At 57.4% G+C, this 11,214-nt stretch carries 14 protein-coding genes and 1 pseudogene; 10 read left to right on the plus strand and 5 right to left on the minus strand.

The annotated features are described in order from the left end of the window. Positions 1–360: pseudogene (locus tag ACH2EH_RS15655) on the minus strand (hypothetical protein); the annotation flags it as partial. A 74-nt stretch (positions 361–434) separates the two neighbouring features. Between ACH2EH_RS15655 and ACH2EH_RS15660 the strand changes: the two are divergent. Beyond that, positions 435–1,085, plus strand: coding sequence for a DUF4258 domain-containing protein (locus ACH2EH_RS15660; protein ID WP_395142995.1), 651 nt, complete (start codon positions 435–437; stop codon positions 1,083–1,085). Beyond that, positions 1,085–1,372 (plus strand): cytoplasmic protein, encoded by a 288-nt coding sequence (locus ACH2EH_RS15665; RefSeq protein ID WP_395142997.1) that lies wholly within the window; start codon positions 1,085–1,087, stop codon positions 1,370–1,372. Before ACH2EH_RS15660 ends, ACH2EH_RS15665 begins: the two co-directional genes overlap by 1 nt. An 8-nt stretch (positions 1,373–1,380) precedes the next feature. Here ACH2EH_RS15665 and ACH2EH_RS15670 read toward each other — a convergent pair whose 3' ends face one another. Further along, positions 1,381–2,514, minus strand: a complete 1,134-nt coding sequence (locus tag ACH2EH_RS15670) for a trans-sulfuration enzyme family protein (protein ID WP_395142998.1) — start codon at positions 2,512–2,514, stop codon at positions 1,381–1,383. A 42-nt stretch (positions 2,515–2,556) separates the two neighbouring features. On the opposite strand from ACH2EH_RS15670, the gene ACH2EH_RS15675 reads away from it, so the two are divergent. The 8 genes from ACH2EH_RS15675 to ACH2EH_RS15710 all read left to right on the plus strand — a co-directional run bounded on the left by ACH2EH_RS15675 (position 2,557) and on the right by ACH2EH_RS15710 (position 8,608). Beyond that, complete coding sequence (locus ACH2EH_RS15675; protein ID WP_395143000.1) at positions 2,557–2,958, plus strand: hypothetical protein; 402 nt, start codon at positions 2,557–2,559, stop codon at positions 2,956–2,958. A 97-nt stretch (positions 2,959–3,055) separates the two neighbouring features. Beyond that, positions 3,056–4,117, plus strand: coding sequence for an SPFH domain-containing protein (locus tag ACH2EH_RS15680; protein WP_395143002.1), 1,062 nt, complete (start codon positions 3,056–3,058; stop codon positions 4,115–4,117). Continuing rightward, on the plus strand, positions 4,117–5,220 hold the full coding sequence (locus ACH2EH_RS15685) for a hypothetical protein (RefSeq protein ID WP_395143004.1): 1,104 nt from the start codon (positions 4,117–4,119) through the stop codon (positions 5,218–5,220). Before ACH2EH_RS15680 ends, ACH2EH_RS15685 begins: the two co-directional genes overlap by 1 nt. A 166-nt stretch (positions 5,221–5,386) precedes the next feature. Then, a complete protein-coding gene (locus ACH2EH_RS15690) occupies positions 5,387–6,526 on the plus strand; it encodes a phosphopentomutase (RefSeq protein ID WP_395143005.1) in 1,140 nt (379 codons plus the stop codon). 21 nt (positions 6,527–6,547) lie between these two features. After that, the gene (locus tag ACH2EH_RS15695) at positions 6,548–6,784 is read left to right on the plus strand and encodes a hypothetical protein (RefSeq protein ID WP_395143006.1); all 237 of its coding nucleotides are present in this window, start codon (positions 6,548–6,550) and stop codon (positions 6,782–6,784) included. A gap of 93 nt (positions 6,785–6,877) precedes the next feature. Further along, complete coding sequence (locus tag ACH2EH_RS15700; RefSeq protein ID WP_395143008.1) at positions 6,878–7,207, plus strand: type II toxin-antitoxin system VapC family toxin; 330 nt, start codon at positions 6,878–6,880, stop codon at positions 7,205–7,207. Between the two features lies 1 nt (position 7,208). Next, entirely contained in the window at positions 7,209–8,222 is a 1,014-nt protein-coding gene (locus ACH2EH_RS15705) for a DNA/RNA non-specific endonuclease (RefSeq protein WP_395143010.1), read from the plus strand. Continuing rightward, the gene (locus tag ACH2EH_RS15710) at positions 8,219–8,608 is read left to right on the plus strand and encodes a nuclease A inhibitor family protein (RefSeq protein WP_395143011.1); all 390 of its coding nucleotides are present in this window, start codon (positions 8,219–8,221) and stop codon (positions 8,606–8,608) included. Before ACH2EH_RS15705 ends, ACH2EH_RS15710 begins: the two co-directional genes overlap by 4 nt. Here ACH2EH_RS15710 and ACH2EH_RS15715 read toward each other — a convergent pair. The 3 genes from ACH2EH_RS15715 to ACH2EH_RS15725 are packed head-to-tail and all read right to left on the minus strand — an operon-like array spanning position 8,605 to position 11,118. Then, positions 8,605–9,597, minus strand: coding sequence for a Gfo/Idh/MocA family protein (locus tag ACH2EH_RS15715; protein ID WP_395143013.1), 993 nt, complete (start codon positions 9,595–9,597; stop codon positions 8,605–8,607). The two genes, ACH2EH_RS15710 and ACH2EH_RS15715, sit on opposite strands and share 4 nt — an antisense overlap. 38 nt (positions 9,598–9,635) lie before the next feature. Then, complete coding sequence (cas2e, locus tag ACH2EH_RS15720) at positions 9,636–10,190, minus strand: type I-E CRISPR-associated endoribonuclease Cas2e (protein WP_395143015.1); 555 nt, start codon at positions 10,188–10,190, stop codon at positions 9,636–9,638. Between the two features lie 49 nt (positions 10,191–10,239). After that, complete coding sequence (locus ACH2EH_RS15725; RefSeq protein ID WP_395143016.1) at positions 10,240–11,118, minus strand: RNA-guided endonuclease TnpB family protein; 879 nt, start codon at positions 11,116–11,118, stop codon at positions 10,240–10,242. Positions 11,119–11,214: the final 96 nt, after the last annotated feature.

The raw sequence follows: 11,214 nt of genomic DNA on the forward strand, positions 1-11,214 counted from the left end.
CGTACTCAGGTCTTTCTGCGGCACGTTGCGCAGCACAAACCCAGACAGATCGTAGCCCGTCTCGCCTTTAAGCAGCGTCGTGATAAACACATCGGTCTGAGCGCGCGGGTAGAGATTCCCGCCCCGGATCACGTGGTTGAGCGCGGGGTGCTCCTCTAAACAATGCGCAACAATCTTGGCGACATAGTGTGTCAGGCTGGGCCGTGGCGTGGGCAGGGTCTTGAGAAACGCATCGGCGGCCTCCACCGGCAGATCGAGCCAGGAGTAGGTGCTCGGATCACGCGGGTGGTTCCAGCTCGCAATCGAGATCTTCCGGTAGGTCGAGAGGCGCTGCTTCGCGCCCAGAGGGAGATGTTTCATGCTGACTATGGTAACTGATAATCTTGCTCAACGGCGTGGGGCTTTTGGCTTAATTTTGGTATAACAACACTAGGATGAAAGACCTGATTGCAACCCTCGCCTGTTTCCTTGCTCTTGCGGCCTTCGGGTTGGGTTGCCTAGGCTCCAGTGCGGCACAATCCCCTCCTGCTCCGCTGAAGATCGCGCCCGTTTTAAGCAAGCAGTTGGAGGACGTCGAAAAGCTTCTAGGCAAGCCGCGCCATATCGGCGAGGAGCAGGAGCGCTACTACAAAGCAGCAGGTTTTGTGCGAGTCGTGGTGCGGCCCCTGCCGCAGAAGACCCTGGCAAGCATTGCGTTTCAGTTCGCTCCTGGCACACTCAAAAACGAGCGAGCCGCTCTGGCAAGAGTCGGTATAGTGGATACGGTGCTCCCCGACTGCTGGACATCGCGCTGGGTCATTCCGGGTGATTCGAAGAACGACGAGCTAATACTCTCTCGGGTACAGAGTGTGCAAAGTAGCACACAGAATGTTATTCTGACCCGACACTTCCTGGAGCGCATGCAGGAGCGCGGTGTCTCTGAGGCACAGGCAAGAGAGCTTCTGGAGAGCGGCAAGCGCTTCTACGACCCGAAAAACGACAGTTATATCCGCTACAAGGACGGAATCTACATTGCGCTAACCAAAGACGGAACTCTCAAGACAGTTGTCCGTGGCCCGATCTCTAAGCGCTGGCAACCCCTCTAATGACAAGCCTACAACCCGACTATATCCGCGCCCACACGCACGCCTCGAAGCACAGCGCTGCGCTGCTTGCGAGCGAGACCTGTGGCTGCTTCCACTGCCAGAAAACGTTCCCCCCTGCGTTCGTGACGCACTGGATTGACAAAGACGAAAACCGGATCGGCCAGACGGCGCTCTGCCCCCACTGCGGCATAGATGCTGTCCTAGGCTCCGCCTCCGGTTTTGCGATCACTCCGGCGCTGCTTCAGCAGATGCACCAGCACTGGTTCGTGGAACAACAGACGTTTTAACGCACGGCTTACTTCAGGGCTTCTTCCAGATCCGCGATGAGATCATCCACGTGCTCGATACCCACGGAGATTCGGATGAGATCCTCGGTGAGCGTGAGCTTTCTTCGGACATCTTCGGGCATGGACAGATGCGTCATGGTCCAGGGTTGCTCGATCAGGCTCTCGACGCCTCCCAGCGACTCGGCGAGCACAAAGATATTGAGGTGTGTCAGTAGATGTTTTGCCACCTCGCCATCGGTGACACGGAAGCTGAACGTCCCGCCGTAGCCGGACATCTGGCGCAGTGCAAGCTCATGCTGCGGGTGCGATTCCAGCCCCGGGTGCAGCACCTGAGTCACTTTTGGGTGCGCCTCCAGCCAGTGCGCGATTGTTAGTGCGTTGGAGTTATGGCGCTCCATGCGCACGGGCAGCGTTTTTACGCCCCGCATGGTCAGGAAGCAGTCAAACGGTGCCTGCGCGGTGCCCATCGCGTTCTGGAGCATCTTGATCTTTTCGGCAAGCTCGGGGTCGTTGGTGATCGCCGCACCCGCCACTACATCGGAGTGCCCGTTGATGTACTTCGTGGTCGAGTGCATCACGATATCAATGCCCAGCTCTAAGGGCCGCTGGTAGAACGGCGAGAGAAACGTGTTGTCGCAGAACGTGACAATTCCCTTAGGCTTTGCAATCTGGGCAATCGCCGAGAGATCCAGCAGGTTCATCAAGGGATTGGTCGGCGTCTCCGTCCAGATGCCTTTGGTGTTGGGCCGAAGCGCGGCCTTCAGCGCATCTAAGTCGCGCAGATTGACAAACTCCACCTCAATGCCCTTGGGAGCCAGTACGCTCACGAGAAGGCGATAGGTTCCGCCGTAGAGATCATCGTGGATGATCAGGTGATCGCCCGCATTGAACATTGAGAGCAAGGTCGCCGAGGCCGCCATTCCGGTCGCGAAGACATAGCCAAACTTCCCGCCCTCTAGTGCGGCCAGGCAGTCCTCAAGCCGCTTACGGGTCGGGTTGCCGCTCCGGGTGTAGTCGAACTCCCCGGGTTTGTTGTAGTCCTGGAACGCGAACGTCGAGGTCTGGTAGATCGGAGACATCACAGCCCCGTACGCCGGGTCAGGTCCCTGCCCGGCGTGGATGGCAAGGGTTTCAAATTTCATAACGGTCAGTATATCAGCCCTGGCCAGGTAAAATGGCAGCACATGGAAGAACCAGACGAGCATATCGGTGAGCCGGAGCCAACCGAGGACGAGCAAGAACAAGCCCCGGCTACAGTGGCGGAAATGGTCGTGATGGGGCTGGCGACGCTGCTCGATGCCTTTGAGAAAGAGCTGGGTCAAGACGAGTCCACGCAGGCACTCTTTGTCACTCCAGGCGGTGAAGTGCTTGACATAGACGGATTCGGCTCCGCACTTCCCGATTTTATCTACTTCGATGGCCGCGACGACGAGGGCCGCAGGACACGAACCATTGTCCCCAGTGGCGCGGCGGCACTCACTCTCAAGGCGATCCACGCTCCGGAAAATAGCGACATCGAGCACCGTGGTCGGGTGGGATTTCGCATCAGAACGACTCTTCCTGAGCACACGCCCCCGGATGTCTAGGTCTAAGGTGCGGTGAATGCAATAACTGAATGACCTCATGCAACCAACAAAAAGGAAAGACTGTCTGAGTTGGTGAACAAACTCTAGGGAGAACAATATGGGACTGTTTGATGCAATTCGTGGTCAGTTTATAGATGTCATCGAGTGGCTAGACGACACGCAAGACACGCTAGCCTTTCGGTTTGAGCGTCAGGGCAATGAGATTAAGAACGGGGCGAAATTAATCGTCCGCCCCGGACAGACGGCGGTGTTTGTCAATGAGGGCCAGGTCGCCGATGAGTTTGGCGAGGGCACCTACACGCTTGTCACCAATAACCTGCCGATTCTCACGACGCTCAAGTCCTGGCCTCACGGGTTCAGCTCCCCGTTTAAGGCCGAGGTCTATTTCTTTAACACGCGCCAGTTCACCGGCTTGAAGTGGGGGACGCCGCACCCCATCACGCTCCGTGATCCCGAGCTAGGCCCGGTGCGGCTGCGCGCCTTTGGCACCTACTCGATGCGCATCGGGCACGCCGCGACGCTACTGCGCCAGCTTATCTCCACCAACCCGAGCTTCGAGACCGACGATGCCGCCGACCAGCTCCGTGCGTTCATGACGACGCACTTTGCGCAGTGGATCGGCAAGGGCGAGATCGGCGTGTATGACCTCGCGGCGCACTACACCCAGATCGGGGATGCTATGCGGGTCGCGCTTCAGCCGGACTTTGCGCAGTACGGCCTGGAGGTGATGCACATTCTCATTGAGAGTGTCAGCCTGCCACCCGAAGTGGAGGCCGCGATTGACAAGCGCACCCAGATGGGCATCCTCGGCGACATGAGCCGCTACACGCAGTTCCAGGCCGCCAATGCCATCGAGGCCAGCGCCAACAACCCCAGCGGCGGCAACCCTGCGCTGGATCTAGCCCTGGGAATTGCAATGGGCAACCAGCTCCAGAGTAGCATGAATACTCCCAATCCCCCTCCCCTACCTCAAGCCGCCTGGTTTGTCGGCGTCGGTGGCAAGCAGGAGGGACCCTTTGATCTAGCGGCACTCGCACAGAAGAATATCTCCCGCGAGGCGCTCGTCTGGAAGCAGGGCATGGCGAGCTGGGAAGCCGCTGGAAGTGTCGAGGAGCTGGCAAGCGTCTTCGCCAATGTCCCGCCCCCACTACCAAAGTAATGCGCTACCCTTGCCCTAGCTGCGCTGCCGATCTAGAGTTCGACCCGAAAGCGGGGCGGCTGAAGTGTCCGTACTGTGGCACGGAGGTCTCTGTGCCGACGGAGAACACGGCGCGTGCGATTCGTGAGAATGACTTCCATGCCTACCTCACCCCCGATGCCACGCGGCTGGCCCGGCTGGCCGAGAACGCCGTTGAAGTGGCGTGCGAGAGCTGCGGCGCCGTCACCGAGTTCACGCCCCCGGAAGTGGCAGGCTTCTGCCCGTTCTGTAGCGCTAAGATTGTCGCCCAGCCTATCGCCGCCGATCCCCTGATTGCGCCCGAGGCGGTGCTGCCCTTTGCGGTGTCCAAAAAAGACGCCCAGTCGGCGATCAAAACATGGCTGGGATCGCGCTGGTTTGCGCCCAATGCGCTGAAGAACATGGCACGTCAAGACGGCATCGCCGGGGTCTATCTACCCCACTGGACCTACGACTCTCAGACCGTGAGCCGCTACCGAGGGGAGCGTGGGGAGCACTACTGGGAAACTGAGCGCTACAGTGAAACGGACAGCAACGGGCGGATTGTCTGGAAAGAGCGCAAGGTACAAAAGACCCGCTGGTACCCCGCCTCAGGAACAGTCGCACGCTTCTTCGATGATGTCGTGGTTCCTGCCACGCACGCCGTCAACGCCACGCGCCTCAAGAGCCTGGAGCCCTGGGATCTCCAGTCGCTTGTGCCCTACGAGCCCGCCTATCTCTCGGGTTTCCGGGCACAGCGTTACCAGGTTGACCTGGGCACCGGTTTTGAGACCGCACAGCAGATCATGTCGAGTGTGATCCACTCCGATGTGCTCCAGGACATTGGCGGCGACGAGCAGCGCGTGCACAACATAAATACAGACTACTCCGCTGAAACTTTCAAGCACTTACTCCTCCCGGTCTGGATCGCTGCCTACCGCTTCAAGGGCAAGGTTTTCCAGGTACTCATCAATGCCCGCACTGGGGAAGTGCAAGGCGAGCGCCCGTATAGCGTCTGGAAGATCGCCGCGCTGGTGGTGTTTATTATCGCCGCTCTCGCTTTGTTTATTTGGTGGCAGAACGGCCAGCAGAAGCCGCAGATGTAGTCCCGCCCCGATGCATTTCGCTCCCATGAACGGGAGCGTCATCTTGTCGCTTCGCGACACGAAGGGCGTGCCGCCCATGGGAATTCTTATGGCCGCCTGCGGCCTTCGTGTCCGAGGCACGAGGACAATAAGACGCTCCCGTTCATGGGAGCGATAAAATTATCTTATGCGTCGTTTCTTCTTAATCGTCCTGGATGGCTGTGGCTGCGGTGCGCTGCCGGATGCACTAGAGTACGGCATTGGGGATCTGGGTTCGAACACGCTGGCAAACACGGCGGTGGCTTTAGGGGGGCTACGTCTGCCCACTCTGGAGCACCTGGGACTGAGGAATCTGACGGAGCTTGCTGGCGTCGCGTTGAATCCCCATGCACCTAGCCACTGGGGCCGACTGGCAGAGAGGAGCAAAGGAAAAGACACGGTCACGGGCCACTGGGAGATGATGGGCGTGATTACCGATCCGGCCTTCCCAACCTACCCCAACGGCTTCCCGGCAGACCTCATCACAACCTACGAAGCGGCGATTGGCGTGAAGACCCTCGGGCACTACCCCGCCTCTGGAACGGAGATTCTAAAACAGCTTGGGGAGGAGCACCTGCGCACAGGCTACCCGATTGTCTACACGTCGGCGGACTCGGTCTTTCAAGTGGCGGCCCATGAAAACCCCGCCTCCTTTGGGTTGGAGCGGCTCTATGAAATCTGCGAGGTGGCGCGAAAAACGCTCCCCCTAGGCCGGGTGATCGCACGGCCCTTCGTAGGAGACTCCGCGGCGAGCTTCCAGCGCACGGAGAACCGCCGAGACTGGCCGCTACCGCCGCCCCACAAAACGACGCTGGACACGCTCTCGGAGCACGGCAAGCGTGTGCACTTTATCGGAAAGCCCTGCGAGCTCTTCCCCGAAGCGCCCGGTCAGAGCCGCGAGCTGACCACCAATAATCCGGCTCACTGCGCCGCGCTCACCGAGGCGGTCCAAATTTCAGAGGCCGACTTTATCTTCGCGAACTTAGAGGACTTCGACATGCTCTACGGCCACCGCAACGACCCCGTCGGCTTTGCACGGCTGCTCGAAGACTTCGACACCTGGCTCGCCACCGATTTTCTGCCGCATCTACGCCCCGGCGACCTGGTCGGAATCACGGCGGATCACGGCAACGACCCGACCACGCCCTCCACCGACCACAGCCGCGAGTACGTACCCCTTCTGCTCTTTGGCCCTAGCATCACCCTGCCAAAAAATCTCGGTGATATCTCCGGCTTTGATTGGTGGAGCAAGACACTCTTAGACTGGCTGCAAGACACAGCGGTATAATTGAGGCAGAGGAAAACCAACATGGCATCTGCAACTGTAAATGAGCGTCTATCACTGCTCGAAGCACGACTTAATCAGCTACAACAACTTCTCGACGAGCATCTTCCTTCGGTATCTTCCTCAGACAATAAAGCAAAACGAGGCTGGCAAACAATCGTTGGAACTTTTGCCAATGATCCTCTTTACGAGGAAGCCATGCGTCGTGGCCAAGAGTGGCGGCAGTCCCAGCATGAGGATTCTTCCAAGGCAAGTGTCTAAGTGTACATTCTTGATACGAACCATATCAGTCTTCTGGAGCGACGTGGTGAGGGGATAGAGCGACTTCTTACTCAGCTTGCCTAAGTCTCTATAATGGATATCAAAGTGGCTATTATTTCCTATGAAGAGCAAGTTCGCGGCTGGGCAGCAACGATTTCCACAGCAAAAACAAGCGCCAGGCAGGTTCCCTTATACACAAGACTGCAAGCACAGTTAGAGAACTACTGCAATTTATCCATCCTTCCTTTTGACCAAGCAGCAGCGACGCGCTTTGATGAGCTACGAAAACTTCACCGGCGCACCAGTACCCCTGATCTGAAAATAGCGGCGATAGCCCTTGTGAATAAAGCGACTCTGCTTACACAAAACACACGTGATTTCCAAGACATCGCGGGCTTGAAAATCGAGGATTGGACAAGATAACATGAGAAAATTCTGGCCCTCTCTGGCAATCCTGCCCCTGCTAGGAGTCTTCCTGACGGGCTGCCCTAAACCCGCCACACCACCGCCGCCGATGCGCCCCGCCATTACGGACAGCCGCCCGGCGAACTCAAAGTCGGGGGATTTTCTAGGCAAGCCTTCGCGGCCGTCCGCAGGCGCAGATACCACTGCCGATGACCCTCTGGCGATATTGGGGAACCCCGATGATGCTACAGACTCGCCGCGTAACCAGGATCACTTCCTGATGGCACGCCCGCAGATGACGCTCTCCTACAACAATACTCTGCGCTTCCCAAACTGGGTTGCTTGGCACCTAAAGGCCAGCGACATCGGGGAGACTGAGCGCAGTAACTTCGTCCCCGATCCCGACCTGCCCGCTGGTTTTGAAGCAATTACCACCCGCGACTACAGCAGTTCAGGCTATGATCGAGGACATAACTGCCCCAGTAAAGACCGTACTGCCAGCCCAGAAGACAATCAGGTAGTGTTCTACATGACCAATATCACCCCGCAGTTTCATGAGATGAACGGTGGCCCCTGGGAGGGACTGGAAAGCTACTGCCGCAAACTTGCTCAGGAAGGCAATGAGCTTTACATTCTTTGTGGTCATGGATTTAATCAAGGACAAGAGAGTGCCAAAACCATCGGTAAAGACGGAATCGCGGTTCCTGATTTTGGCTGGAAGGTCATCCTGGTACTGCCTGAAAAACGAGGCGATGACCGTCCCCGCATTGAGGAAAACACACGCATTATCGCCGTGCAAATGGAGAATACAAAGCGCATCTCCGGGCCATGGGATAACTTCATCACGACTGCGGCGCAGCTGGAGAAAGCCACAGGTCTGCGGTTCTTCAAGGGTTTACCAGACTCGGTTGCCCGCGCACTCAAACAAAAGCGTGATGAGGGAGCCAATAGCTTTACGTCAGGACCGAGTGGCTTTAAGAAGAGTAACCGGCGGAGCAGTGGTGGTAGCTTTGGGGCAGGAGCGCGACGATGAGTGTTTTAACGGAGCTGCGAAAAGCGGCCAAGGGCCTGCTCTTTCTCAGCGAGTCCGATGCGCCCCTCAAGGCGTTTGTCTGGAAGGGCGTGGTGATTGATTCGGCGGCGACGCTACTTAAGCAACTCCACAAAGACGCGGCGACGTCGGTTCAAGAAATCGCGCTCACGGATTTCTTCGCGCCCATGGCAACTGTGCAGAGCTGGCACGATGAGGCAGCAAAGGCCGATGTGGTGCGCTTTCAGGCACTGGTTACGCAGCTTGCCGCGCTCACCAACACCCGGGTCTTTCGCATCGGGGCAGGCCCTGAGATTCTCGCCTACGCACTGGGCACGACCCCGGACGGCCACACCGCCGGGGTCAGTACCCTACTCACCGAAACCTAGTTCATCTTTACCGGAGCGCCCCCGAGCTTGGCGCTCTCCCAGGCGGCCTCAGTCATCTCGATGGTGCGCAGACCACAGAGTGGCGGAGCACCGATACCGTTCTCGCCACGAATCGCTCCGACAAAGTTCTCGTCAATGTTCTGCGTTCCCGGCAGGTTGTTGCCATCCATGATCGTCCGAACATTTTTATCGTCCACGATAGTCAGTTGGCCGTTCCGGTAGAAGAACGCACCTTTTTCGCACCAGATCGAGATGTCCTCGTGCCAGCCGACCACCGTGTCGCCGATGACCGAGACATTGCCCAGTGCACCGTTGGTGAAACGAATCGAGAGCACGGAGTCAATGTCCACGGGCGTCCCGCGAAAATCCTGGAACGCGGCCACCTGCGCAACCGTCAGGCCCGTGGTGTAGAGCAAAATATCCACCAAGTGCGAACCCGAGTCGTTGATCTGGCCACCGCCGGAAAGCTCCGGAATCTGCCGCCAGGAGCCTGCGGTTCCGTTCTTCCAGCTCTGGGACTGGAGTGCGTTAAGCGAGGTGACTTGCCCCATCTCTCCACTGGCGATCTTCTCACGAATCAGCTTGAACTGCCCCATGGAGTGCCGCTGATACGCCAGTGCAAAGATTTTCTCGTAGCCTTCCAGCGCGTTGAGGAGCGTGTGCGCCTCGGCCACATTGCTGACCATGGGCTTCTCTAGCAGCACGTGCTTCTTGGCCGCAATGGCATCGAGCGCCTGCGGGCCGTGCTGGGTATGGGGCGTGCAGATCTCGACAGCGTCCACCTCGTCGAGCGCGAGTAGCTGCTTCCAGTCTGCCGTGTTGAGTACCATTGCATCCCCCACGAGCTGTGGGAAGCTTGCCTGGCAGCGCTTTATCTGCTCGGCATCCGGGTCCTGTAGCGCGACCACCTTCACGCCCTCAATGCGTGCAAGCTGGCCTAGATGGTGCCGCGCAATCCCGCCGCACCCGATCATTCCAATACGGATCATTCCGTTATCCTCCACCCTACCACTTCGGCGACGGAGACTCAATCTCCTGCCTCCAGCGCTTCCTGTTCTTGTCGCTGCTTTGCTTCAGCGCCTTGAGAGCGCTTCTCCGCTGGCCCCTGAGCGATGTGTACCAGAGTTAAACCTTCGAAGTCAATCAGGAGGCGTTTGGAGTCGCCGAAAGTGCGCCACTGAAAGCCTTGCTCGGTGGGGCTAGACCAGAGTAGGGTGATGCCTCCACCTTTTGCGCCTTTGACGGCAAGCTCCCAGAGCCGATCCCGCACCATGGCGCTGATTTGCCCAACAAACACACCGGTGCGAGGCTCGATCATCCAGCGAGAAAGCTCACCGCGCAAGGTGGCGGGGACTTTCTCCAAAATAAGAACCACCATCGGTGGGATCGGAGTCCCCGAAAGCGAGAGCAGGCAGGGAGTGCTCTTGTGTGGGAGGAGGGTCTCCCGCGTAGGCAGTTCCCCCCTCCACTGTGCCCCCTTCCCTCTCAGGTGCCCACAATCCGCCCGGCAGCGCAAACGGGTGGCCCGCTCGATATTGGGTGGTTTCTGTTTTGCGATCTCGAAGGCGACAGGAATGCTCACTTCATGCTTGTGACAACTCCCCACGCATAAATGCGGGGGCTTCTTATGCTCACACATAAGAGTTCCTGCTTCCACTGCATGACATGCCAACCCCTTTACAGAAATTGGCAGAGGGCATACATCCACAGGCTTGAAATTCCGGCTGTCCTGACGGTATTGTCTCAAAAATACCCAACTTCGCAAATGCAAACTTCACAATGCTCTTTGCCGCATTTATGTCCCGGTCATGCTCGATACCACAGGCAGGACACTCCCAAGTTCGGATATTAAGAGACAGGGAATCCACTTTGTATCCGCAATCCGAACACGTCTTTGAACTCGGCACGAACCGACCGATTTCAAGCACTTGTTTACCATGCCACTGAGCTTTGTACTTCAGTTGACGGAAGAACTCAGACCAGGAGACGTCGGCGATTGACCGGGCCAATTTGTGATTTTGCATCATGTTTTTAACGCTCAGATCTTCCACACAGAATGTCGTTGCTTGGTTTTCGTAGACGAGATTATGTGTTGCTTTGTGCAGGAAGTCCTTACGTTGGTTAGCGACCTTCTCTTCAAGTAAGGCACGTCGCAATTTCGCCTTGCCGTAATTCTTCCAGGCACAGTTTTTCTTCCGCGCACAGTTTTTCTTCCGCGCCATCGAACGCTGAACCCGACGAAGCCGGGATAAACTGCGCTTCAGAAATCTGGGATTTTGGACCTTCTCTCCTGTTGAAAACGTGGCAAAGTGAGTGAGTCCCACATCAATGCCAACGGCTCTACCGGGGTTAGGTTGAATCGGCTCTGGAAGTTCTTTGCCATCTTCGACCAGGATCGAGACGAAGTATTTCCCAGTGACAGTCTTTGAAATGGTCGTCGTCTTGATCGCCCCTGTGAACTCTCGATGAAAGATGCACGGAACTTTGCCTAATTTCGGTATTTGAACCATTGAAACGTTTGTTGTGAATTAGATGGGAAGGTACCTTGGCTGTAGAATCAAGAGCAACTCCCGACCAAAGGATAGCTCAAGCCATGCTAGATATAG

This window comes from Armatimonas sp., assembly GCF_043760365.1.
In the GTDB taxonomy this organism is placed as follows: Bacteria; Armatimonadota; Armatimonadia; order Armatimonadales; family Armatimonadaceae; genus Armatimonas.

What these genes read in the sequence shown, in the direction of transcription:
- ACH2EH_RS15660 (WP_395142995.1), top strand. Translation starts at nt 435, where the DNA reads ATGAAAGACCTGATTGCAACCCTCGCCTGTTTCCTTGCTCTTGCGGCC.
- ACH2EH_RS15665 (WP_395142997.1), top strand. Translation starts at nt 1,085, where the DNA reads ATGACAAGCCTACAACCCGACTATATCCGCGCCCACACGCACGCCTCG.
- ACH2EH_RS15670 (WP_395142998.1), bottom strand. Translation starts at nt 2,514, where the DNA reads ATGAAATTTGAAACCCTTGCCATCCACGCCGGGCAGGGACCTGACCCG.
- ACH2EH_RS15675 (WP_395143000.1), top strand. Translation starts at nt 2,557, where the DNA reads ATGGAAGAACCAGACGAGCATATCGGTGAGCCGGAGCCAACCGAGGAC.
- ACH2EH_RS15680 (WP_395143002.1), top strand. Translation starts at nt 3,056, where the DNA reads ATGGGACTGTTTGATGCAATTCGTGGTCAGTTTATAGATGTCATCGAG.
- ACH2EH_RS15685 (WP_395143004.1), top strand. Translation starts at nt 4,117, where the DNA reads ATGCGCTACCCTTGCCCTAGCTGCGCTGCCGATCTAGAGTTCGACCCG.
- ACH2EH_RS15690 (WP_395143005.1), top strand. Translation starts at nt 5,387, where the DNA reads ATGCGTCGTTTCTTCTTAATCGTCCTGGATGGCTGTGGCTGCGGTGCG.
- ACH2EH_RS15695 (WP_395143006.1), top strand. Translation starts at nt 6,548, where the DNA reads ATGGCATCTGCAACTGTAAATGAGCGTCTATCACTGCTCGAAGCACGA.
- ACH2EH_RS15700 (WP_395143008.1), top strand. Translation starts at nt 6,878, where the DNA reads ATGGATATCAAAGTGGCTATTATTTCCTATGAAGAGCAAGTTCGCGGC.
- ACH2EH_RS15705 (WP_395143010.1), top strand. Translation starts at nt 7,209, where the DNA reads ATGAGAAAATTCTGGCCCTCTCTGGCAATCCTGCCCCTGCTAGGAGTC.
- ACH2EH_RS15710 (WP_395143011.1), top strand. Translation starts at nt 8,219, where the DNA reads ATGAGTGTTTTAACGGAGCTGCGAAAAGCGGCCAAGGGCCTGCTCTTT.
- ACH2EH_RS15715 (WP_395143013.1), bottom strand. Translation starts at nt 9,597, where the DNA reads ATGATCCGTATTGGAATGATCGGGTGCGGCGGGATTGCGCGGCACCAT.
- ACH2EH_RS15725 (WP_395143016.1), bottom strand. Translation starts at nt 11,118, where the DNA reads ATGGTTCAAATACCGAAATTAGGCAAAGTTCCGTGCATCTTTCATCGA.